The organism is Nocardia sp. NPDC050799, assembly GCF_040654015.1.
GTDB lineage: Bacteria > Actinomycetota > Actinomycetes > Mycobacteriales > Mycobacteriaceae > Nocardia.
On sequence record NZ_JBFAHF010000026.1, the window covers coordinates 37,360 to 59,954 of the forward strand.

Sequence of the window (22,595 nt, forward strand, 5' to 3'; positions counted from 1 at the left end):
GCCAGGTCGCGGTCGTCCAGTACCCCACCGTTTCTGCGTCCACCGTGCGCCATCTGGAAACCGGACGAACCGGGTGGCGATCTCAGGCGGGCGCGCCCAGGACGTGCTCGTTCAGCCAGCCCCGGCGCAATACCAGGCCGGTGTCCACGGAGCCGCCGATCTTGCCCTGCGCCCGGAAGAACGTGACCAGATCCTCGGCCCGGGCGATGTCCTCGTCGGTGAAGTCGCGCGCGCCGAAATCGATCTGGTCCACCGTGCGCCGCGCCTCGGCCGGATCCAGCCGGATCGAGGCGGATACCGCCCGCGCGGCGCGGTCGGGATCGGCGTCGACGATGGCCGCCGCATCGGCCAGCACCTCGAAAACCTCGGCCGCGACCTTCTCGTTGGCCGCCAGCCACCCGTCGGTCGCCATCAGCCACTGCGTGTACTTGGCGCCGAAATCGCCGCTGGTGGCCACCACCCGGCCGCCGCCTTCGACCGCCTGCCCGACCCAGGGATCGAACGAGACGAACGCGTCGATATCGCCGCGGCCCAGCAGCGCGGGCTGCTCGGGCGGGCCGGTGGTGACGTGTTCGACGGTGGCCGGATCCACTCCGAGGCTCATCAAATAGAGATCGGTGAAGTAGAGGCCGATCCCGGGAAACACGCCGACCTTGCGGATGGACTTCGGATCGATTCCCTCGCGCACCACCACCTGGAAGTACCGCGTCGACTCCTCGTACACCCCGAGGGCGCGCAGACTCGGGTTGGCGGCCATCACGGTCAGCGCGGTGGAGTCGGCGTTACCGGACATCTCGGAGGTCCCCGCGACCACGTTCTGGGCCGAGGCCGCGCCGCCCTCGGTCTGCACGATCCGGACATCGAGACCGGCCGCTTCGAACATGCCCTCCTGCTCGGCGAGGAAGAACGGTGCGTAGGAGGGATCCACGCCGACCGAGATACGGATCGCCCCGGACTCGCCGGACTGCTGGGTCGCGGGCCTGGTACAGGCCGTTCCCGCCAGGGCCACCGTGGCGAGCGTGGCAACGGCGACGATCCCGCGCCGCCAGTTCCGTGATTTCATCATGACTCCTTCGGGCCGGTTCAATGTCCGCTGAACGACGGGGCGCGTTTGTCGAGGAACGCCTGCAGCCCTTCGGCCGCGTCGCCGGTGCGGATGAGTTCGAGGACGGCGCCGAACTCCAGGTCCAGTGCGTCGTCGAGGGGGAGGTCGCGGCCCTGCTCGACAATCCGTTTGAGCAGCCCGACGGTCCGGGTCGGTTTGGCGGCGAGGGCGGCGGCGAGTTCGTCGATCCGGTCGTCGAAGCGCGCGTCCGCGACGACTTCGTCCACCAGCCCGATGCGCAGTGCCGCCGCGGCGGGTAGCCGGCTGCCCTCGATCATGAGCAATTTCGCCCGGTGCGCGCCGAGCAGCCGGGGCAGGCGCTGACTGCCGCCCGCGCCGGGGAACAGGCCGAGGTCGATCTCGGGGAAGCCGATGGTCGCCGATTCGGTCATCACCCGCATATCGCAGGCCAGGGTCAGTTCCGCGCCGCCGCCGAGTGCATGACCGTTGATCGCCGCCAGCGCCGGTTTGGGCGCGGTTTCCAGCAGCCGCGCGATATCGACCCACGGCCGCATCGCCCGCTGCGTTTCCTCGGTCAGGTCACGCATCACCCGGATATCGGCGCCGGCGACGAAGAACCGGCCGGTCCCGCGCAGGACCAGGCACCGCACCTCGGGGTCCGTCGCGAGCGGTTCCAGGGTCGTGCGCAGTTCGGCGATGAGGCCGGGATCGAAGGCATTGGCGGGCGGACGATCCAGGACGACGGTGGCCACTGCGTCCCGGACGGACACACGGACGTGTTGCGGGCTGCTGGCAGGGGTCATACCGGCTCCGATGCGATGGTCTGGCTGGTTCGTCGAACCGCGGGAGGGTTCGAGTATCGACGATCAGCGTTTTCCCGGGCACGGTCGCGGGTCCGGTGAGCGAACCCGGACAGCGCCGGCGGCGGCCACAGAGCCGTGTTCTCAGAGATTCCAGTGGTAACGGCTGGTGGGCACCAGGTCGAGCCCGGTGTCCGCGCCGAAGCGGGCGACGCTGGCCATCAGCTCGGTGATCCGGCGGTCGAGTTCGGTTTTGTCGCCGCCGCTGCCGTAGAACGCGTGCGGGTCGGTCAGCGCCGCCATGGGGAAATGTTCCTCGACGACGGCCGCGATATCCGGTGCCGACGGGGTGAGCGCCTCCTCGACGACGTTCTGGATATAGGCCACGGTGTTCTGGGTGCGGATCGCGATCGGGGTGTGGTGGACCAGCCAGTACCGCAGGTATTCCGCCCGGGGCATCGACGCGGGCCGGCGGAGCAGCGCGATATTGGCCAGGGCGTCGCTGCGGGTGCCGTCGGGTACCGGCAGCGGGTCCAGGCGCACATGCTCGCGGACCCGATAGGCGTGCGGGGCGGGTTCCTCCGCCACGTCGGACACCACGTCGAGAGCGGCGGTGGGGTCGCCGTCGGTCCACACCGAGACCAGCGCGGTGATCGGCGCCGCGGGGCCGAAGCGCATCATCGCGGGTGCCACCTCGGCGTCGTCGAGGTTCAGCGCGACGGCGGTCGCCCCCGCGGTGGCCAGGGCGTTGCGGAGTTCCGGCGCGGCGAGCCGGGCGCCGAGGCCGGTGCCGTGCAGCGCGATGATCAGTTTTGCCATCGCGAAAAACTAGCACGTGTTCTACTTCACCCGACCGATCAGCAGAAAGGCCGATTATGCGGTTCACCTACGCCGAGACCATGACCGACCCGTCCTACTACATCCCCTTGGCGCAGGCCGCCGAGGCGGCCGGGTACACCTCGATGGTGCTGGCCGACAGCATCGCCTATCCGCGCGACTCCGATGCCACCTACCCCTACACTCCGGACGGCAGCCGGGATTTTCTGGAGGACAAGCCCTTCGTCGAGACCTTCGTGCTGGCCGCCGCCCTGGCCGCGGCCACCACCACCCTGCGGTTCACCCCGTTCGTCCTGAAGTTGCCGATCCGTCCGCCGGTCCTGGTGGCCAAGCAGGCGGCGTCGGTGGCGGCACTGAGCGGCAACCGGCTCGGACTGGGTGTCGGGATCAGCCCCTGGCCCGATGATTTCGAGATCTTCGACGTGCCGTTCGACAAGCGCGGAAAGCGCATGGACGAATGTCTCGAGATCGTCCGCGGGCTCACCACCGGCGGCTATTTCGAATTCCACGGCGAGTTCTACGACCTGCCGCCGATCAAGATCGCGCCGGTGCCCACCGAACCGATTCCGCTGCTCATCGGCGGGCACAGCCGTCCCGCGCTGCGCCGGGCCGCCCGGCACGGTGACGGCTGGATGCACGCCGGCGGCGATCCGGCGGAACTGGACCGGCTGCTCGCCGAACTCGACGCGTTGCGCGCGGAATACGGAACGCGCGACGATTTCGAGGTGCACGTCATCTCGCTGGACGGTTTCACCGTGGATGGTGTGCAGCGTCTCGAGGACAAGGGCGTCACCGATGTGATCGTCGGCTTCCGCAACCCCTACACCCGCGAGCATGATACCGAGAGCCTGGACACCAAGATCGCCAACCTGTCCCGGTTCGCCGAGCAGGTCATCGCCCGCACCACCTGAGCGCGCCCGGGTCGCATCGAGCGATCCGACCGCCGGTCGCGACGAGGCGGGTGCCGTGCCGTCGGCGGAACGTCGATCGGTCGCTCGGCTGTACAGCGGTGGCGGCCGTCGCCGAACACCCGTTCGCGCTCTCCGGCCGGACCCACGGGCACCGCACCCCTCGATCACTCCGCGGACGCGCCCCCACGGCGCACAACTGTTCAGCAGATACGGGCGCGAGCCGCCCGGGACCGGTTCACGACGCGAGCCCGGAATCCCGGATGGCCTCGGCCAGCGGCTCCAGCACCGCCGGATCGTGCGGCGGCGGCAGGTAGACGATCGCGAGATCCAGCCCTTCGGCACCCAGCGCGGCCGCCCACTCGATCAGCTCTGCGTAGCCGAGACCGGGGTCGAGCCGTCGCTGCGCCGAGAGCAGGATCTCTTTCGGATCGCGGCCGATATCGGCGCAGTGCGCCGCCAGGACATCGCGTTTGCGCGCGAATTCCGCGGTGGTGCCGTTGACGAAATTCCAGTGCTGCGCGTAGCGGGCGGTGATCCGGAGCGTGCGCTTCTCACCGTTGCCGCCGATGCAGATCGGCGGATGCGGGCGCTGCGGGCCCTTGGGTTCGTTACGAGCGCCGGTCAGCTGGTAGAACTTGCCGTCGAAATCGGTGGTCTCCTGACTCAGTAGCCCGACGAGTACCTGGCAGGCCTCCTCGAACCGGTCCATGCGCTCGGTGATGGTGCCGAGTGGGATGCCATAGGCGCCGGATTCCTCCTCGTTCCAGCCGGCGCCGATCCCGAGTTCCAGACGACCGCCGGAGATGATGTCGAGCGAGGCGGCCATATTGGCCAGCACCGCGGGATGCCGGTAGTGCGCACCTGTCACCATGGTGCCGAGCCGCAGGCGTTCGGTGGCCTGGGCCAGTGCGGTCAGCGTGGTCCAGCCCTCCAGGCACGGCCCGGTGGAATCGGAGAAGATCGGATAGAAGTGGTCGAATGTCCATCCGGATTCGTAGATTTCGATATCGTCGGCGGCCCGCCAGACGGCCAGCATATCGGCCCAGGTGGTGTCCTGCGGTGAGGTCTTGAACGCGAATCGCATGACCACAGGCTAGAAGTTGGAGTGCACTCCAGGTCAAACCGAATCGCGGTGTCCGAAACGTACCCGGACCGCGGTCGCCTCGTCCCAGGCGACCGCGGCAGCCGGAGCTTTTCGGCGAGCAGGCCGATCCGGCCGGTCGGGCAATGGATCAGCGCGCGGCCGGGCCGGATCAGTGGGCGGCCAGCACCCGTTCTCCGGCCGGCTCACCGGAGGCTCCGTCGAGGCGTTCGGTGAGTTTCTCGCCCTCGATATCGAGGGTGGGCACGAGCGGCGCCAGCCACTTCGGCATCCACCAGATCCGCTCGCCCACGATCAACATGAACGCGGGCACGATGAGCATGCGCACCAGGAAGGCATCGGCCAGCACACCGACCGCGAGTGCGAAACCGATGGTCTTGAGGATGACATCGTCGGTGAGCGCGAACCCGGCGAAGACGCCGACCATGATGATCGCGGCGGCGACCACCACGCGGGCGCTGTGGGTGAACCCCTCGAGCACGGCGCGGCGGGCCGGGGCTCCGTGGACGTAGGCCTCGCGCATCCGGCTGACCAGGAATACCTCGTAGTCCATGGCGAGACCGAACAGAATGCCGGTCAACAGGATCGGCAGGATGAACAGGACCGGGCCGGTGCTGTCGAGGCCGATGAGCTGGTTCAGCCAGCCCCATTGGAAGACCGCGACGGTGGCGCCGAGCGAGACGCCGACCGAGAGCAGGAAGCCCAGCGCCGCCTTGATCGGCACCCAGATCGAGCGGAACACCGCGATCAGCAGGAAGATCGCCAGCCCCGCCACCACGGCGAGGTAGATCGGGAACACCTGGGTCAATTTGTTGGCGATATCGACCCCGACGGCGGTTTGACCGGTGACCAGTGCGCGGGCGCCGGTCTCGGCGGGCAGATCGGCGACGGCGGCGCGGATCTCGGCGACGAGATCCTTGGTGGCCTGGTCCGAGGGGCCGGAGTCGGGGATCACCGTGAGGGTGGCGAACCGGACGGTCGTGAGTTGCTGGGTGAAGGCCTGCTGGGCCTGCGGGGCGGCGCTGGTGACCGCCGGGACGACGGTGGCGATATCCGAGCCCGCCCGCGCGGCCAGCGCCTGCAGGTGGTCGGTGGCCGTCTGCACGGCCGCGGCCGGATCGGGGGCGTTCGCGGTGTCGACGACCACGACGAGCGGACCGTTGGCGCCGGCGCCGAAATTATCGGCGATCAGGTCGTAGGCCACCCGGGCGTCGCTTCCGGCCGGCTTGCTGGAATCGTCGGGCAGCGCCAGCTGCATGGACGCCATCGGGAGGGCGGCCACGGCGGCGAGAGCGATACCGCCGGCCAGCGCAAGCCATTTACGCCGGAAGATCCCCTCCACCCAGCGGCGACCGTGGGTGCGGAACTCCGCGCCGCCGGTTTCCTTCGCCAGGTAGCGCGGGCGTCCGCGCATGACCTTGTCGCCGGCGAAGCCGAGGATGGCCGGGAGCAGGGTGAGCGAGATGAGCACGGCGATCGCGACGGTGAACGCGCCGCCCAGACCCATTTGGGTGAGGAACCCGATATTGCACACGGCCAGACCGGCCAGGGCGATGACGACAGTCAGTCCGGCGAAGACCACCGCGGAGCCCGCGGTACCGACCGCCCGCCCGGCGGCCTCCTCCAGTGAGCGGCCCGCGCGGACCTCGCTCTGATACCGGGACATGATGAACAGCGCGTAGTCGATGCCGACCGCCAGTCCGAGCATGGTGCCCAGTGCCGGGGTCACCGAGCTGAGTTCGACGAATCCGGTGAGCGTGGTGATGGCGAGCATCCCGATTCCGACCCCGACCAGCGCGGTCAGCAGCGGCATGCCCGCGGCCACCAGCGATCCGAAGGTGATCGCCAGCACCACCAGCGCGACCGCGACACCGATCACCTCGGCCAGCGGCATCTCGAATTCGGTGAGCGCGTCACCGCCGACGGCGACATGCAGCCCCGCGTCCTGCGCGGCGTGCGCGGCGTTTTCCAGCGCGGTCCGGTCGGACTCGAGGAGTTCGTTGGATGTCTTGCTATAGCTGACCGCGGCGTAGCCGACCCGGCCGTCCTCGGAGAGGGTGCCCCCGGTGACCGGGTCGGTCACCGATTGCACATTCTCGGTGGTCAACCCGCGCAGTGCGGTGGTGATCGCCGAGCTGTAGCCGGATTCGGTCAGTGACCGGCCCGCGGGCGCTTCGAACACCACCCGCGCGGTCGCGCCGTCGGGTTTCGCCTGCGGACTGCGTTCCTCGATGAGTGCGAATGCCTGCGTGGACTCGATACCGGGCAGCTCGAACTTCTCGCTGGTCTTCCCCGACAATGTCACCGCCCCGACCGCCAGAACGGCCAGCAGCGCCACCCAGACGGCCGCTACCACCCTGCGGTGGACGAACGACCATCGGCCGAGCCGGAACAACTGCCACGCCATGCGTGCTCCTCCAAGTGATTATGTGGACCATATAGTCCGGTTATGCTCGAGGGTAGGAGCAACCGGACCCGAGGGTCCACTTCAGGGAGGCGAATGTGGAGCAACTCACCTCGACCCCCGCGATGAGATGTGGGTCTCAGTTCGAACGGGCGCGTCCAGCGGGCGCGCAGGCGGCACGATGACCACCATGCCGACTTCCGAGCGGGACGCGACGAGCACCGACGACGCCGAGAGCTGGGCCGGGCGGCGGGCCGATGCCCGGCAGAATCACGAACGCGTGCTGACCGCGGCGATCGAGGTGTTCACCGAGTACGGCATCGGGGCCACCATCCCGCAGGTGGCCGCGCGCGCCGGCGTGGGCAAGGCGACCGTCTACCGCAGTTATCCGACCAAGTCCGACCTGGTGCGCGCGCTGGCGCGGATGCACCTCGACTGGTTCCACCAGCTCGCCACCGACGCGGCCGGCGCGGCGCGCACCGATGCCTACCGCGCGCTCGAGGCGCTGCTGGAACAGGTCACCACCCGGCTGGCCGAGGACCGGCTGATGATCGAGGTCCTCAGCGGGGTCGAAGGGTTCGGCGACGAACGCCTGGAACGGCATCTGGAGCAGATCCTGGCGCTGGGGCGCGCGCAGGGCAGCCTGCGCGCGGACGCCTCCGGAATGGATATCCAGGTTCTGGTCTCCGGCGCTGCGCGCGCCCTGATCGATCTCGATATCCGGGATCCCGATATCTGGCGTCGCTATGCCCGGCTCGCACTGGCCGCGCTGCGCGCCGAGCCCTCCGCGGCCGAGTCCCTCCCGGGTGAGCCCGAGTCGTGAGCCGCGTTCCGGCCACCGCGGCCGGTGCGCCGGGCCGACGAGTGCGAGGCCGGTGCCGATACCGGACATCGGCGACGCGCGGTAACCGGCGTCCCCGAGCAGCACCGTCCGCTGCCCGGACCGGGTGTCCACCTCGACCTGGAGCACTCTGTCGAAGTAGAAGTCGGTGGCACCCGGATGGCGGTGAGCATGCGGGGACCTCGACCGCGGATCTCGACGGGCTGTTCGACTATGGACTCGCGCGGCATCTGGACGGATTCGCCGTCCTGCTCGCGGACTCGGCCGGTCGCCGCGCTGCCGCTGCGGAGGTTCCGGACGGCGCCTTCGCCATCTGATCCCGGTGTGTGGAGCGGTCGAGTGGCCGGACATCGTCCGAATCCGAGCAGTCGAGAGCTACTGGCATGCCCGAGTTCGGGTAGCCGCGGCAGGCCCGCCGAACAGTTCGCGGCTGCGGGCGCGGGGGTCTCGAATGGCTTACTCTCTGGCCTCAGCAGTGGATTGGCCCGGACCGGGTTGCCACCGGTTCACGACGAGCGAGGTGGTGGGACTGCCATGGTCGACGGAGCTGTTTCCGGAGGTGCCGATCAGTGGTCCGGTAAGCGCCGACTGCTGGCGGTCCTGCTGGCGATGGCGATGTTCGTCCTCGTCGTCGATACCTCATTGATGAACGTGTCGATCTCGGCGGTGGTGCGCGACCTCGGTACCACTGTCAGCGGTGTGCAGTCCACGATCGCACTGGAGGCGTTGGTGTCGGCGGCCTTCATCCTGATCGGCAGCAAAGTCGGGGATCTGATCGGTCGCAAACGCGCTTATGTGCTGGGACTGCTCGGCTACGCGACCGGTGCGGCCGCGATGACGTTCACGCAGAGTCTGACCGCGGTGATCGTGCTGTGGGCCGTGGTCGGCGGCATCGGTGCGTCCCTGCTGTTGCCTGCCATGCAGTCCCTGGTGCACGGCAACTTCCAAGGGGCCACGCAGGAGAAGGTGTATGCGCTCGTCGGCGCAGCGGCCGCGATCGCCGCCGCCGTGGGACCACTGCTCGGCGGATTCCTCACGACCTATCTGTCGTGGCGCGTCGGGTTCGCGCTCGAGGTAGTGATCATCGTAGTCGTCCTGTCCGGTATCGGGCTCGTCGGCGATGTGCCCTACACGGGGGCGAGAGGAGTGGATGCGGTCGGTGCCGTGCTGTCGGTTGTGGGCATGGGCGGGATTGTGCTGGGAATCCTGGTGTGGCAGGAGGGTGGCGAGGCCGTCGCGGCCCTCCTGCTGGTCGGTGCGGCAGCGTTGATCGGGCTCGCGTACTGGTTGATCCGCCGGAAGCATCGGGACGAACCCACACTGATCGATCCGGACCTCTTCCGGTCCGCAGTATTCCGGCTCGGGGTCACGGGGCAGATGCTCCAGCAGATCGCCCTGGGTGGCACGATGATCGCACTGCCGATCTACCTGCAGATGGTGCTCGAATACAACGCGATGCAGGCGGGACTGTCCCTCGCTCCGCTGTCGCTGAGCATGTTCGCCGTCGCGCTGCTCGCGGGGAAGAAGGCAGGCACCCGGCGGCCGGCGGCGATCATCCGGTGGGGATTCGTCCTCGTCACCGTCGGTGTCGCGGTGCTCGTCCCGCTGGTGCCCCGCGCGGAGTTCGGGTGGGCACTGCTGGCGCCGCTCGTCGTCGCCGGCGCGGGCCTGGGTCTGCTCGTCTCGCAGCTGAACAATTACACGCTCGCGCCGGTCTCGGAGGAACGGGTCAGCGAAGCCGCGGGCACCAACTCCGCCGCCGGGTCGTTCGGGCTCTCGTTCGGTCTGGCGTTCGCCGGTGCCGTCATGCTCGCCACACTCTCGCTCACCTTCACCGCGATGGCGAAGTCGAGCGACGTGCTCCCACCCGGCGAGCAGGAGCACGTCGCGCAGGTTCTCGAGGACGACGCGGAAGTCATGAGCAACACCCAACTCGAGTCGCTGCTCGCCGGTCAGCCCTCGGCGATCCGCGAGGAGATCGTCCGGATAAACGTCGACGCGCGGCCCCTCGCGCTGCAGGCGGCGCTGTTCGTGCCGATTCTGGCCGGACTGCTCGGACTGCTGAACTCGTTCCGGATGATGCGCGAACCCGACGCACCGCCCGCGGCGCCAGGCGCCACGCCCGGGCTGATCTGACACCCCGACATTCGGACAGCGGGACCTGTCGCCCGCTCTCGCCCTGACCGGTACCGCGGTGCGGGCCCACCGCTACCTGGCCTACGGCTCCGGCGGCCGCGGCAGCATGTGAGCGCTGACAAGCACGCCTTCCAGCTGCCCACCGATCCAGGGGCGCGAACCGGCGGCCCACCCACACGCCGGGGCTCCGAGTCGCGCTGCACGACGGCCTCCGCGCGCGCCGCCGCAATTCACGTCGGCGGCACCTGTGTGCGCACGATTCGATCGATCCCGGCCGCCCACAAGTAGATCTCGGTCAGCACACGCTGTGATGTCGTCGACGGCCCGAGCGGGGTCCGGGTCGAGCGTTCGGTGGCCGCGGGCGCCGGCCCGAGATGTCCGGCCGGTGCGCCGTTGTGCGGGTATTCGACGCCGTGCCGGCGGGGTCGTGCCGGGGTTAGACTTTCATCGCACGGTTTTCCAGCTCCGAGGATCGTTGTTCAGCGAGGGAGTCCGGGCGGATGGATCGCCGGAACACGGAGATCAGCCGGCGCAGCGTGTTGTGTGCGGCCGGCGCCGGGATCGCACTCACCGTATTGGCCCAGCCGATACAGGCGGGGCCGATCACGCGCACCGTGTCCGCCGGTCCCGGAACGGCCGAACAGCGGGCGGAGCTGGCCGAGCGGGCGATCGTGACGCGGCACGTGCGCGCCCTGTGGGGGCTGCCGCGTATGCGTCTGGGCGCGCTCACCTGGCCGGGTTCGTTACCGGAGCGGTCGCTCGTCCGGTGGCACTATTGGTGGCAAGCTCAGTTGCTCGACTGCGCGGCGGACGCCGCGTACCGTGCCCGCACCCCCGAACGCGTCGACCGGGTCGCTTCCCTCGCGCGTGGTATCCGCGCCCGCAATATCACCGGCTGGACCAACCGGTACTACGACGATATGGCGTGGCTGGCGCTGGCGCTCGAACGGGCCGACCGGTTGCTCGGTATCCGGTTCGGCGACGCGGTCGGGGAACTGCGGGCCGCCCTGATCGAGGGCTGGAACCCGGCTGTCGGTGCGTTGCCGTGGCGGTTCGGTGCCGACTACTACAACGCCCCCACGAACGGTCCGGCCGGTATCGCGCTGGCGCGTCTGGGCTCGCTGCCCCAGGCCGGTCGACTCGCCGATTTCCTGTACACCCGGTTGCGCGACACTCATAGCGGACTGGTCCTCGACGGTGTCCACGAACCCGGTGGACGTGTGGACAAGACCGTGCACACCTACTGCCAGGGCGTCGCTATCGGCCTGGAAACCGAGCTGGCCGTCCGCACCGGCGCGGCCGGGCGTCGCCGCCGGGTGGCGGCGCTGGTCGCCGCGGCCGAGGCCGGGCTCACGGACGCCGGGGTGATCGTCGCGGCCGCCGAGGGCGATACCGGCCTGTTCATGGGGATCCTCGCCCGATATCTCGCGGTGGCCGCACTGTCCCTGGGCGACACCACCGCCGCGGCCATCGTGCACGCGTCCGCGCGGGCGGCCTGGGATCATCGGGCAGAGGTGGAGGGGCTGCCACTGTTCGGCGCGGATTGGACCCGCGCGGTGACGGTGCCCGAGCAGCCCGGGGCATTTCCTCAGCTCACGGACTTCTCCGCTGCTTCCGCGGCGAATCTGAGCCGGGATCTCTCGGTGCAGCTGAGCGGGTGGATGCTGTTCGAAGCCGATTACCGGCTCACCGCCGCGGGATATTGAGTTCGCAGCCGCAGGATTCGCCGACGCCGAGGGCGACCTCCATCGGGCCGGATCGCTCGATGCCACGATCGCCGTCCGGTGGGTCGAGTAGGCGGGCGAGGGCACGACGGGTGATGCGGTCGACCGGCTGGCGCACCGAGGTGAGCGTGATCTGCCCGAAATGGTCGGCGGTCGCGCCGTCGAATCCGACGATTCGTACATCCTCCGGTATGCGCAGTCCGGCGTCGGTGACCGCGCGCATCGCGGCGGCGGATTGGGCGCTGGTGCCGACCACCATGCCCTGCGGGGGCTCCGGGCATCCGCGTAGATAGGTGCCGACCGCGGTGTACGCACTGGCGGCGGTCAGGTCGGTGTGGATGGCGTCGCCGTGGCCGCCGAGAGCGGCGGCGAAACCCTGGAATCGCTGCGCGACGGTTTCGCGATCACCGTGGCGCACCTTCTCGGCGGTGAAACCGCCTACGAAGACGAGGTTCTCGCACCGGTGTACGTCGAGGAGATGGCCGGCGGCGAGCCGGCCGGCGCCGACGTGGTCACCGCCGACGACCGGTACCTCGGTACCGCCGCGGCTGTTGTGCACCCAGACCACGGGGACCCGCGCCCGGGCGCAGATCTCGCCGGTGCCGGTGGCGTCGACCGCGCCGACGACGACGAGGCCGTCGATCCCGACATCGGTGAAGGCTGTGGCGAATTCGAGTTCGCGCTCCGGGGCGAAACCGGTATTGCCCATCATCGTGAGATGGTCCCGCGCCCGCGCTTCGATCTCGATCCGCCCGGCGAACGCGCCGTACAGCGGCATCGTCATATCCGGGACCAGTAGTCCGATCTGCCGCCACCGCCGCGGCCGGCGCAGTGCCCGGGCAAAGCGGTCGGGACGGTAGTCGAGTTCGTCCGCGGCGGCGAGGACTCGGGCACGGAGCCGGTCCGAGACCGGGCGGGGCCCGTCGTTCATGACATAGCTGACCACCGCGGTGGAGGTACCGGCGCGCTTGGCGACATCGGTGAGAGTAGGGCGTTTCGGGCTCACGATCGGTCCAGTCTCATTGCCGCGCACACCTGTGCCGGAGGGTTTCGTTCATTCCGATTCTTACACTGTGCCCGCCGGCGCGCTGTTCCTACGCTAAACGATTAGAACGGTGCCGAGCACGACCCTCGGGCGTAATGAGCGATAGGTGAACTGGACGACATGGCATACACACGACCGGCGGGCGTGACCTACTGCGACCCCGAGAACGCCCGGGACGGTTACGTTCTCTTCACCGGCGCCGATTCGGTCACCCGGCTCATCGATCTCAACGGCACCGTCGTGCGCGACTGGCCGTTCGCCGGTGTGCCGCCGCGCCTCCTCGACCCCGCACTCACCGGCGGCCGGCTCGGCGATATCGGAGTCCAGCTCTCCGACAGCGGTGATGCCCGCGGCGGAATCTACGCCAACGGCTCCGTCGGCCAGCTCGACTGGTCCGGCGACCGCCGCTGGGAATGGGGAACGCAGGCCCCCGGCGGCGCGGCCCGCCAGAACCACGACTGGGAGCTGCTGCCGAACGGAAACCGGCTGCTGCTGGTCACCGTGCCGCGGGTGGTGCCCGATCTCGGTGACTCGACCGTCGGTGACCAGGGCCTGTTCGAGGTGGACGAACGCGGCGAGATCGTCTGGCAGTGGCTGGCCGGTGATCACCTGCCCGAGTTCGGGTTCTCCGAGAGCGGTTTCGAAGCTCTGCGCGAGACGGCGGCCCGGGACCCCGAGGACCCGTGGGGCTACCTCGAGATGAACAGCGCGAAATCACTGGGCCCCAACCGGTGGCACGACGACGATCCGGATACGGTCTTCCATCCGGACAACGTCCTGGTCAGCTTCCGCAAGGCCAATATCGTCGCGCTGATCGACAAGGCCTCCGGTGCCGTGGTCTGGAAGCTCGGCCCCTATTTCGGCGAAACCCCGGGGGCCCAGCACCAGCGGATCAACGCGCACAAGGTGCCGCGGCCGCTGGACCAGATCTCCGGCCAGCACAATCCGCACATGATCGCCGCGGGTCTACCCGGCGCCGGCAATATCCTGATCTTCGACAACCAGGGCGGTGCGGGGTACCCGCCGGCCGCACTCGGCATCTACGCGGGTTCGCGGGTGCTCGAGGTCGATCCGCGGACCGAGCAGATCGTCTGGCAGTACACCGCCGAGGATTCCGGGCTGCCGTCGTGGACGTTCTTCAGCTCGTTCGTCAGCAACGCGCAGCGGCTGCCGGGCGGTAATACGCTCGTCACCGAGGGTATGCAGGGACGGCTGTTCCAGGTGACCCCGAACGGTGAGGTGGTGTGGGAGTACCACAGCCCGTACGAGGGTTACGGCGTCGCGGGCGAACCCGAGGTGAAAACGCCACGGGTCCCCGGGGTCGACCGGCTCACCCGCACCCCGCTGGTCTACCGGGCACAGTGGGTGCCCTTCGAGTGGGTCCCGGCCGGTACACCGCGTACTCCGGCCCGCGCCGTCGGGGCGCCCGGCCGGGGAAGCGCGACGATATGACCACCCGGCTGACCCCGGCGCCCGCCGGGAACGCGGCACCGGCAGCCCCGGTGGGCCGGGCCGGGTACGTGCGGAGAGTTCCCGCGTGGCTCACCCGGTTCGGAGCGCTCGGCTGGGCGATCGCCGGGCTCGGGGTGGCCGCGATCGTATGGAGCCTGGTCGTGGCCAGTGGCGAGTTCCCACGCGAACTTTTCCCCAGCGTCCCCGAGATCCTGGCCGCCGCCCGGACGCTCTGGACCGACGGGCTGCTGGCCGCGGATATCGTCGCCAGTCTGCGGCGGGCGTTCGCCGGATTCGTCCTCGGCGCGGCGGCCGGGATCGTGGCCGCGGTGCTCACCGCGACCACGGTGGTGGGCCGTAATCTGCTGCAACCGGTACTGCGGTTGCTGGCACCGATTCCGACCATCGGTCTCGTCCCGTTGGCAATTCTCTGGTTCGGTCTCGGGGAGAGCAGTAAGACGCTCGTCATCGCGCTCGGCGTCTTCGTGCCGGTCTGGATCAACAGTCATGCGGGACTGACGAGTACGCCCGCGGACTACCTGCGGGCCGCACGCTGCCTGGGGGCCGGCCGCGGACAGATCCTGACCCGGATCGTGCTTCCCGAAGCGGCCCCCGATATCGCCTCCGGGCTCCGGGTGGGCGCGGCCATGGCGTTCGTTCTCATCGTCGTGGCCGAGATGACCGGTACCACCGCGGGTATCGGCTACCGCATCTACCAGGCACAGCTGTTCTCCCAGGCGGACCGGCTCATCGCCTGCCTGATCATCCTGGGAATCATCGGAGCCCTGTGCGATCTCGCGATCGCCGCGGTCACGGCGCCGGTGACGCGCTGGGCCGCCGAGGAGCATTGAGATGACGATCGAAACCCACGACCTGGTCGTCCACTTCCCCGGGCAACCGGCGCCCACCCTGGACCGGGTGAACCTGACGATCCCGGACGGCTCCTTCGCCGTCCTCGTCGGCGCCTCGGGCAGCGGGAAATCCACCCTGCTGCACTGTCTCGCCGGGCTGATCACTCCCACCGCCGGTACGGTCACCGACAACGGCGAGGCCGTTGTCGCGCCGGGGCCGCGCCGGGGTATGGCATTCCAGCGCGATGTCCTCTTCCCGTGGATGAGTGTGGCCGACAATATCGATTTCGCGCTGCGGGCCGGTGCGGTGGATGCCCGCCGTCGTCGTGCCCGCATCCCCGAACTTCTCGACCTCGTGGAGCTCGCACCCGAGGTGGGCAGGCGCCGGCCCAATGAGCTCTCCGGCGGGATGCGGCAGCGGGTCAGCATCGCGCGGATGCTCGCGGGCGAACCGGCCGTGATGCTGATGGACGAGCCGTTCGCCGCGCTCGACGCACTGACCCGCCTGAAAATGCAGGATCTGGTCATCGACTTGTGGACCCGGCTGCACCGCACCGTCGTCTTCGTCACCCACGACATCGATGAGGCGATCCGGCTGGCCGACACGGTCGGCGTGCTGCGCGACGGCCGCATCGTCGAACAGCTCACCAACCCACTCACCCGGCCGCGCCCCGCCGACACGCTCGCCGAACAAGGCGGATACAGCGAAATCCGCCGGGCACTGCACCACGAACTGGGCATCGACCACGATGCCCCCTCGGTCCGTCACTGAAAGAGAAGCCGCATCATCGTGAAGATTCGTCTCGGGCGCCTGCTGGCCGCCACCCTCACGGCCGTCGCATTGTCGCTGTCCGTCGTCGCCTGCGGGGACTCCGGCGGCGACGCCGATACCCTCACCGTCGGTTTCGTCGTCGACCCGTCGTGGGCGCAGATTCCCGTCGCCGTGGACGGAGGGTACTTCGACAGACACGGCGTGCAGGTTCAGGTCGTGAACTTCCCCTCCGGTATCGAGGCGCTGCAGGCCGTCTCCGCCGGCCAGGTCGATATCGCCACCGCCGCCGATGTCCCGACCTCGGCCGTACTGACGCGCTCCCCGTCCTTGCGCGTGGTCGGTGACGGCGCGCGCTGGGAGGGGTCACGGATAGTCGCCCGCCGGAGCGCGGGTATCCAGCGCGTCGAGGATCTGGCGGGCAAGTCGATCGGCACCCCGCTCGGTACGAGCGCCGCCTACTTCGCGGCCGATACGCTGGCACAGCACGCGGTGGCGGCGAACCTGGTACAGGTCTCCCCGTCGGCGACGGTCACCGCCGCCACCCAGCGCAATGTCGACGCCGTATCGATCTTCCAGCCCTATCAGGCGCAGGTCGTCCAGGCTCTGGGCGCCGATGCCGTCGAACTCGCCGGCGGCAGTTACAGCCAGCACAGCCTCTACCTCGCCACCCAGGGAGCGATCGCGGCGAAGAGCCCCGCCATCACCTCCTTCTTCGCCGCGCTCGACGACGCGGGCGCCGAACTCGAGAAGATTTCCGATACCGCCGTCGCCGCCGTGGCCGCCGCGACCCAACTCGATCCCGAACTGCTGCGGGACGTCCTGTCGCAATTCGACTTCACGCTGCAACTGAACCCGGATCTCGCCCCGAAGCTGACCGAACTCGGTATCTGGGCCGGGACCCAGGGCTCGATCGCCGCCGGAACCTCGCTCCCCGACTACGCGGGACTCCTGGACGACCAATTCCTGCCGCGGACGCAGTAGACCCGGAGCGGCCCGCGCGTACGACGCACGAAGGGCGGGCCGCCGGGACTCCTCACTGCGGAAAGAGTGTCACAACCTTCGACATCACCTCGCGGGCGACGTCATCGGTGGCCGAGGTGACCTCGACCACCGGAACGCGCGAGCCGAAAACAGTACTGCCGGAAGGCAATTCGGGTCCGACACCCGTCGAGTAGATCGGGATACTGCTGTCGTAGAGCGAGGTGGAGCGGAATACGACGCGGTCGTCGATCTTCTCCTCGGTGCTGCGGGTCCGTAACTGGTCGGGAACGCGGTAGTCGTACACCACCGTGACGGTTTCGTCCCGGTACCGGAACAGGCATTGGTTCAGTCGGCGCTCATCGGTATCGGCGGTGCCGGTCAGTTCCGTGCGCACCGCGCACGGGTCGGCGCCGAGCAGCACCGTGGGCACGGTATCGGGTGAGGTGCCCTGGGCCGGTGACTGCCGCCAGCGCTCGATCATGCCGGGGAGCAAACTGTCGGCGACCGCGCACGAATCACGATCCGGAGCCGAGACGCTGAGGTAGAACGCGGCGCCTGCCGGGAAGCGGCCGGTGGCGCCGCAGGTCCGTGGATCGTCGTCCCGGCCGGGGACGACCAGGGTGCTCACATCGCCGAGTTGTTCGCTGCGGCCGCGGTCCGGGGTGAGGGTGGGCAGCAGGGTCGAATGCCAGGTGAGCGTGGCGGCTTCACTTGCGGCCGCGGAGTCGAGGGCGGCCCGGCACGAGTACAGGCCGACGGTGACGCTCTGGATATCGCCGAGACCCAGCCCATCGAGGGTTTCGCGGGGGATCAGCGCGCAGACGTCGATCTGCCGGGTCGCCTCGGCGACGGCCGCATGCCGCTGCGGCGTGGCGGCGGATTCCGACCAGAACTCCGGCGGCGGGGTGGGCGCCACCGGAGCTCCCGCGTCACCGGTCCGGGTGCCGGTATCGTCATCGCAGCCCGCCACGGCGAGCAACACGGCTGCGACGAGCGTGAGCGTGCGATGGATACTCACAACCCCTGACCTCCCGGTGCGCGCTGAGCCGGACCGTTGCCCGGACCCAAGTCTGCGCGTACCGGCAATCACGGCGCAATCACCCCGCTGCCTTCGGCCGGTCGCCGCCGGCGGCGTAACCGGAGAGCGAGGGCCGGCGGGGCCGTGCCGGCGGCCGGAGCGTGAATTCAGCGCGAAGGTCCCGGCCGGTCACGCCCGGCATTGCGGGCGGTGCCCCGGTGGGCGGGCACGGTGGCCGGGTCTTCCGGCCAGGCATGTTTGGGGTAGCGGCCGCGCAGATCGGCGCGGACCCCGGGCCAGCCGGTCCGCCAGAACGAGGTGAGATCCGCGGTCACCGCGATCGGGCGCTGGGCAGGGGAGAGCAGATGCAGCACGATGGGCACCCGGCCGTCGGCCAGGCGTGGCGTGTCCGTCCAGCCGAAGACTTCCTGCACCTTGACCGCGAGTACCGGCGGGTCGGCCGAGTAGTCGAGCCGGGGGCGGCTGCCGGAAGGGACCTCGATCCGTTCCGGAGCCAGCTCGTCCATGCGGGTGGCCTCCGGCCAGGGCAGCAGGCGACGCAGCGCCTGGCCGGCGTCAATCCGTTCGAGGTCGGCGCGACGGCGGGCGGCGGCGAGTTCGGGGCCGAGCCAGCTGCCCGCGGCGGCGAGCAGTGACTCGTCGTCGACCGGCGGCCAGGGGGCGCCGAGTGTGCGGTGCAGGAAGTCGAGGCGCTGACGTAGGGCGATCGCCTCGGCATTCCAGGACAGGAGACCGGGACCGGTCGAGTTCAGCCCGCGCCGTATCGCCGCGCCGAGCAGTTCGGGGTCGGGGTCGGAAATGGCGGTGGCCGACAAGATGATCGCGCCCAGCCGCTCGATACGTCGCGCGACCACATCGCCCTCGGTCCAATCTATCTCGTCGACGGTGGTCAGCAGGTTCGATGCGGCTCGGCGGGCCAACTGTTCATCGGCGACCGCGGCCAACCGGACGACGCCCTCGGCTCGACCGGGATCGCGCGTCGCGACACCGATCGCCAACCACTCGGCATCGCCTGTTCCGGCGCCGGGCGGCAGCGTCACCGCGGTACCGCCGGCCATGAGATAACTGCTCGAACCCGCGCCGCGCCGCCGGGCCAGCCGTTCCGGGTGGGCCAGCGCGACGATGAGTGCCGGATCGTCGTCCCCCTCCGGCCCCTCGACCGAGCGGGCGAGCCGCTCCACCTCCCGACGCCAGCGCGCCGGCCGCTCGCGGCGTAGCATCCGCAGACCGGCCGTGAGATCGACCCCGGACAGGTGGGTGTCGTCGTCGAGGACGGTGACGACCTCCGCGGCCGCCCGCGGCCCGACCACGGCCGCGCCGTCGAGTAACGCCCGCGCCAGCCGGGGATGCAGTCCGATCCGGGCCATGCGCCGCCCACGGTCGGTCACCGCACCGTCGGTGCCGACGGCCCCCAAGGCGCGCAGTACCTCCCGGCCGGCTGTCAATCCGCCGGACGGTGGCGCATCCCACCAGGTGAGGCCCTGTCCGTCGCTCGTGCCCCAGCACGCCAGCTCCAGCGCCAATCGCGTCAGATCCGCTGTCCGGATCTCCGGTTCCGGATAGGCCGGCAGGGTGCCGTGCTCGTATTCGGGCCAGCATCGCCATACGCGCCCGGGAGCCTCCCGCCCGGCCCGCCCGGCTCGCTGCTCGGCCACTGCCGCCGAGACCCGCACGGTGGCAAGGCCGGACAGCCCCCGTGCTCGATCGATACGTGGGGCGCGGGCGAGTCCCGAATCCACCACCGCCCGCACTCCCGGCACCGTCAGACTCGACTCCGCCACCGCGGTGGCCAGTACCACCCGCCGCCGGAGCCCGGGCCGTAACGCCGTGTCCTGCGCCGTCGCGGAGAGTCTGCCGTGCAACGGCACGACATCGACATCGTCCAGCCCGCCCAGAAGCGCTGTCACCCGGCGTATTTCGGCCGCACCGGGGAGGAAGACCAGTACATCGCCCGCGGTCGCGGCCAGCGCGGCCCGGGTGGCGCGCGCGACGTGTGCTTCGATCCGCTCCCGTGGCAACGACGGAAGATAGGTCGTGTCCACCGGATGGGTGCGGCCCCGGACCTGCACGACCGGCGCCGCGTGGTTCCCGTTCAGGAGTATCGAAAGACGTTCGGCGGCCACGGTTGCCGAGGTCGCGAGCACCCGCAGATCCGGTCGCAATCCGGCCCGGGCGTCCAGCAGCAGCGCCAGCAGCAGATCCGCGTCGAGATGCCGTTCATGACACTCGTCGAGCACGACCGTCTCGACCCCCGTCAACTCGGGATCGTCCTGCAACCGGCGTACCAGCAATCCGGACGTGACGACCTCGATGCGGGTCTGCCGCCCTACTCGTCGATCCCCCCGGACCGAGTAGCCGACGGTGTCACCCACCTGCTCGCCCAGCAGCGCCGCCATCCGCCCGGCCGCGGCCCGCGCCGCCAACCGTCGTGGCTCGGCCACGAGCACCCGCCCGGCGGCACGCTGCGCCAGCGCCAAGGGGACCAGGGTCGTCTTCCCGGTTCCCGGCGGCGCGACCAGCACGGCGGTCCCGCGTTCGGTCAACGTCTCGACGACATGATCGAGAACGTCACGAATCGGTAGGTCGGGGAGTGCGGGCAGTTCCATCACCGGTCAGTCTGCGGCATCGACTCGGATCCGTGGTATCCACCACCGGGCCGCACGAAAAACCACTGATCCTGGAGGTTGCGCCGCCGGCAACGCCCGCATGTCCGACCCCCACGGCGGGCACCGTCCGCGTCCTGTGTCTCGAAGGGGGCACAGTGTATTTACTCAGCGGAAGCAATTCGACTTCTCCTACTCGGCCGGTGGCCGCGTTCGCGTCGGGGGAGGCCCCGTCCGAACTGATCGACGAACCCATACGACGCTGAGGACGGTGCCGGGGCCGCTCTGATCCACCTACTCCTCGACGAGCTGCCCGCCGGCCAGGTGCCAGCGCCGGGTCGCACGCACCGAGTCCAGCATCCGCCGGTCGTGCGTCACCAGCAGGAGTGTGCCGGCGAAGGAGTCCACGGCCTGCTCGAGCTGTTCGATGGCGGGCAGATCGAGATGGTTGGTCGGCTCGTCCAGGACGAGCAGATTCACGCCGCGGGCCTGGAGCAGTGCCAGCGCGGCCCGGGTGCGCTCACCGGGGGACAGGGTGTCGCAGGCGCGGTTGACGTGCGGGCCGCGCAGACCGAACTTGGCGAGCAGAGTGCGCACCTCGGCATCCGGCCATTCGGGCATCGCCGCGCCGAAGGTCGCCGCGAGCGTGGCGTCCCCGCGGAACAGGCCACGTGCCTGGTCGACCTCGCCGATCCGCACACCGGAACCCAATGCCGCCGTACCTGTTTCGGGGGCGAGCTTACCGAGCAACAGGGCCAGCAGAGTGGATTTGCCGGAGCCGTTCGCGCCGGAGACGACGATCCGGTCGGCCCAGTCGATGCGGGTGGTCACCGGCCCGAGCGTGAACTCACCACGCGTGACGGTGGCAGCACCGGCTGTCGCGACGACGGTACCGCTGCGCGGCGCGGTCGCGATCGTCATCTGCAGCTCCCACTCCTTACGCGGTTCCTCCACCACGTCGAGCCGTTCGATACGCCGTTGCGTCTGGCGGGCCTTGGCGGCTTGCTTCTCGGTGGATTCGGCGCGGGTTTTGCGGCCGGCCTTGTCGGAGTCGTTCTTGCTCTTGCGGCGTGCGTTGCGCACACCGTGTTCCAGCCAGTTGCGTTGCATCTGCGCCCGGGCTTCCAGTCCGGTTCGGGTCGCCGCGTATTCGTCGTAGGCCTCGCGGGAGTGCCGGCGCGCGATCTCGCGCTCGGCCAGGTAGGCGTCGTAGCCGCCGTCGTAGAAGCCGATCTGCTGCTGGGCGAGATCGAGTTCGAGCACGCTGTTCACGGTGCGGGTCAGGAATTCCCGGTCGTGGCTGATGATCATGAGCGGGGTCCGGACCCCGGTGACGAAACGTTCGAGGCGTTCGAGGCCGTCCAGATCGAGGTCGTTGGTGGGTTCGTCGAGCAGCAGGATATCGAAGCGCGACAGCAGCACCGAGGCGAGACCGACGCGGGCCGCCTGCCCGCCGGACAGGCCGGTCATCGGCGTATCCAATCCGCCTACGAGGTTTCCGGTTAGCCCGAGTTCGGCGGCGATCTCCGCGGCGCGCTGCTCGAGGTCGGCTCCGCCGAGCGCGAGCCAGCGTTCGAGAGCGGGGGAGTAGTCGTCGGCGCCACTCTCGCCGAGGCGTTCGGCGGCCGCGTCCATGACCCGCTGAGCATCCGCGACGCCGGTGCGGCGAGCGAGGAATCCGAGCACGGTTTCGCCGTCGATCCGTTCGGGTTCCTGCGCCAGATAGCCGACGGTGGCATCCGGCGGGCTCAGGGTGATCGCGCCCTCGTCCGGGGCGCCGTCGGCGAGCATGCGCAACAGCGTGGATTTGCCGGCGCCGTTGACGCCGACCAGGCCGACCACGTCGCCGGGTGCGAGAGTGAAGTCGAGGTCGGCGAACAGGGTGCGTTCGGCGTGTCCGGCCGACAGTCCGCTGGCCTGCAAGGTTGCGCTCACCGAGCCTATTCTGCCCGCCCGCCCGCGCGGCCCTTCGGGCGCCCGCCGTCGCGGTGCCGGGTGCGGTCGCGCCGGTGGCGCCACCGCACCCGGCCG

Annotated in this window: 17 protein-coding genes; 8 read left to right on the top strand and 9 right to left on the bottom strand. The window is 69.8% G+C overall.

The annotated features are described in order from the left end of the window. Nucleotides 1-82: 82 nt before the first annotated feature. The 3 genes from AB0H42_RS24485 to AB0H42_RS24495 all read right to left on the bottom strand — a co-directional run bounded on the left by AB0H42_RS24485 (nucleotide 83) and on the right by AB0H42_RS24495 (nucleotide 2,685). Nucleotides 83-1,063: an ABC transporter substrate-binding protein gene (locus AB0H42_RS24485; protein ID WP_357059657.1), complete on the bottom strand. Its 981-nt coding sequence runs from the start codon at nucleotides 1,061-1,063 to the stop codon at nucleotides 83-85. Between the two features lie 20 nt (nucleotides 1,064-1,083). Further along, nucleotides 1,084-1,869, bottom strand: coding sequence for an enoyl-CoA hydratase-related protein (locus tag AB0H42_RS24490; protein WP_357059659.1), 786 nt, complete (start codon nucleotides 1,867-1,869; stop codon nucleotides 1,084-1,086). A gap of 141 nt (nucleotides 1,870-2,010) precedes the next feature. Then, nucleotides 2,011-2,685, bottom strand: coding sequence for a hypothetical protein (locus tag AB0H42_RS24495; RefSeq protein ID WP_357059661.1), 675 nt, complete (start codon nucleotides 2,683-2,685; stop codon nucleotides 2,011-2,013). A gap of 56 nt (nucleotides 2,686-2,741) precedes the next feature. On the opposite strand from AB0H42_RS24495, the gene AB0H42_RS24500 reads away from it, so the two are divergent. Beyond that, nucleotides 2,742-3,614: a TIGR03619 family F420-dependent LLM class oxidoreductase gene (locus tag AB0H42_RS24500; protein WP_357059663.1), complete on the top strand. Its 873-nt coding sequence runs from the start codon at nucleotides 2,742-2,744 to the stop codon at nucleotides 3,612-3,614. A 235-nt stretch (nucleotides 3,615-3,849) separates the two neighbouring features. Here AB0H42_RS24500 and AB0H42_RS24505 read toward each other — a convergent pair whose 3' ends face one another. Both AB0H42_RS24505 and AB0H42_RS24510 read right to left on the bottom strand, forming a co-directional pair. Continuing rightward, nucleotides 3,850-4,698, bottom strand: a complete 849-nt coding sequence (locus tag AB0H42_RS24505; protein WP_357059665.1) for an LLM class F420-dependent oxidoreductase — start codon at nucleotides 4,696-4,698, stop codon at nucleotides 3,850-3,852. Between the two features lie 169 nt (nucleotides 4,699-4,867). Next, on the bottom strand, nucleotides 4,868-7,123 hold the full coding sequence (locus tag AB0H42_RS24510) for an MMPL family transporter (protein ID WP_357059668.1): 2,256 nt from the start codon (nucleotides 7,121-7,123) through the stop codon (nucleotides 4,868-4,870). A gap of 187 nt (nucleotides 7,124-7,310) precedes the next feature. On the opposite strand from AB0H42_RS24510, the gene AB0H42_RS24515 reads away from it, so the two are divergent. From AB0H42_RS24515 to AB0H42_RS24525, 3 genes are all read left to right on the top strand, one after another. Then, on the top strand, nucleotides 7,311-7,943 hold the full coding sequence (locus AB0H42_RS24515; protein WP_357059670.1) for a TetR/AcrR family transcriptional regulator: 633 nt from the start codon (nucleotides 7,311-7,313) through the stop codon (nucleotides 7,941-7,943). A 552-nt stretch (nucleotides 7,944-8,495) separates the two neighbouring features. Further along, nucleotides 8,496-10,097 (top strand): MFS transporter, encoded by a 1,602-nt coding sequence (locus AB0H42_RS24520; protein ID WP_357059672.1) that lies wholly within the window; start codon nucleotides 8,496-8,498, stop codon nucleotides 10,095-10,097. Nucleotides 10,098-10,597: 500 nt separating this feature from the next. Next, nucleotides 10,598-11,803 carry a glycoside hydrolase family 76 protein gene (locus AB0H42_RS24525; protein ID WP_357059675.1) on the top strand — a complete coding sequence of 402 codons (1,206 nt, stop codon included), beginning with the start codon at nucleotides 10,598-10,600 and terminating at the stop codon, nucleotides 11,801-11,803. On the opposite strand, the gene AB0H42_RS24530 is transcribed toward AB0H42_RS24525, so the two are convergent. Continuing rightward, nucleotides 11,784-12,827, bottom strand: a complete 1,044-nt coding sequence (locus tag AB0H42_RS24530) for a LacI family DNA-binding transcriptional regulator (RefSeq protein WP_357059678.1) — start codon at nucleotides 12,825-12,827, stop codon at nucleotides 11,784-11,786. The two genes, AB0H42_RS24525 and AB0H42_RS24530, sit on opposite strands and share 20 nt — an antisense overlap. Before the next feature lie 159 nt (nucleotides 12,828-12,986). On the opposite strand from AB0H42_RS24530, the gene AB0H42_RS24535 reads away from it, so the two are divergent. From AB0H42_RS24535 to AB0H42_RS24550, 4 genes are read left to right on the top strand one after another with little or no spacing between them, the layout of a single operon-like run. Continuing rightward, nucleotides 12,987-14,318, top strand: coding sequence for an aryl-sulfate sulfotransferase (locus AB0H42_RS24535; protein WP_357059681.1), 1,332 nt, complete (start codon nucleotides 12,987-12,989; stop codon nucleotides 14,316-14,318). Further along, entirely contained in the window at nucleotides 14,315-15,169 is an 855-nt protein-coding gene (locus tag AB0H42_RS24540) for an ABC transporter permease (RefSeq protein ID WP_357059683.1), read from the top strand. Before AB0H42_RS24535 ends, AB0H42_RS24540 begins: the two co-directional genes overlap by 4 nt. Before the next feature lies 1 nt (nucleotide 15,170). After that, on the top strand, nucleotides 15,171-15,941 hold the full coding sequence (locus AB0H42_RS24545; RefSeq protein WP_357059685.1) for an ABC transporter ATP-binding protein: 771 nt from the start codon (nucleotides 15,171-15,173) through the stop codon (nucleotides 15,939-15,941). An 18-nt stretch (nucleotides 15,942-15,959) separates the two neighbouring features. Continuing rightward, nucleotides 15,960-16,922 (top strand): ABC transporter substrate-binding protein, encoded by a 963-nt coding sequence (locus tag AB0H42_RS24550; protein ID WP_357059688.1) that lies wholly within the window; start codon nucleotides 15,960-15,962, stop codon nucleotides 16,920-16,922. Between the two features lie 52 nt (nucleotides 16,923-16,974). Here AB0H42_RS24550 and AB0H42_RS24555 read toward each other — a convergent pair whose 3' ends face one another. From AB0H42_RS24555 to AB0H42_RS24565, 3 genes are all read right to left on the bottom strand, one after another. After that, nucleotides 16,975-17,940, bottom strand: a complete 966-nt coding sequence (locus tag AB0H42_RS24555) for a peptidase (protein ID WP_357059690.1) — start codon at nucleotides 17,938-17,940, stop codon at nucleotides 16,975-16,977. A 167-nt stretch (nucleotides 17,941-18,107) separates the two neighbouring features. Beyond that, nucleotides 18,108-20,567, bottom strand: a complete 2,460-nt coding sequence (hrpB, locus tag AB0H42_RS24560; protein WP_357059693.1) for an ATP-dependent helicase HrpB — start codon at nucleotides 20,565-20,567, stop codon at nucleotides 18,108-18,110. Between the two features lie 291 nt (nucleotides 20,568-20,858). Next, entirely contained in the window at nucleotides 20,859-22,499 is a 1,641-nt protein-coding gene (locus AB0H42_RS24565; protein ID WP_357059696.1) for an ABC-F family ATP-binding cassette domain-containing protein, read from the bottom strand. Nucleotides 22,500-22,595: the final 96 nt, after the last annotated feature.

Coding starts and splice junctions, on each gene's coding strand:
- AB0H42_RS24540 (WP_357059683.1), top strand. CDS start 14,315: ATGACCACCCGGCTGACCCCGGCGCCCGCCGGGAACGCGGCACCGGCA.
- AB0H42_RS24490 (WP_357059659.1), bottom strand. CDS start 1,869: ATGACCCCTGCCAGCAGCCCGCAACACGTCCGTGTGTCCGTCCGGGAC.
- AB0H42_RS24505 (WP_357059665.1), bottom strand. CDS start 4,698: ATGCGATTCGCGTTCAAGACCTCACCGCAGGACACCACCTGGGCCGAT.
- hrpB (WP_357059693.1), bottom strand. CDS start 20,567: ATGGAACTGCCCGCACTCCCCGACCTACCGATTCGTGACGTTCTCGAT.
- AB0H42_RS24485 (WP_357059657.1), bottom strand. CDS start 1,063: ATGAAATCACGGAACTGGCGGCGCGGGATCGTCGCCGTTGCCACGCTC.
- AB0H42_RS24510 (WP_357059668.1), bottom strand. CDS start 7,123: ATGGCGTGGCAGTTGTTCCGGCTCGGCCGATGGTCGTTCGTCCACCGC.
- AB0H42_RS24545 (WP_357059685.1), top strand. CDS start 15,171: ATGACGATCGAAACCCACGACCTGGTCGTCCACTTCCCCGGGCAACCG.
- AB0H42_RS24535 (WP_357059681.1), top strand. CDS start 12,987: ATGGCATACACACGACCGGCGGGCGTGACCTACTGCGACCCCGAGAAC.
- AB0H42_RS24520 (WP_357059672.1), top strand. CDS start 8,496: ATGGTCGACGGAGCTGTTTCCGGAGGTGCCGATCAGTGGTCCGGTAAG.
- AB0H42_RS24525 (WP_357059675.1), top strand. CDS start 10,598: ATGGATCGCCGGAACACGGAGATCAGCCGGCGCAGCGTGTTGTGTGCG.
- AB0H42_RS24495 (WP_357059661.1), bottom strand. CDS start 2,685: ATGGCAAAACTGATCATCGCGCTGCACGGCACCGGCCTCGGCGCCCGG.
- AB0H42_RS24500 (WP_357059663.1), top strand. CDS start 2,742: ATGCGGTTCACCTACGCCGAGACCATGACCGACCCGTCCTACTACATC.
- AB0H42_RS24515 (WP_357059670.1), top strand. CDS start 7,311: ATGCCGACTTCCGAGCGGGACGCGACGAGCACCGACGACGCCGAGAGC.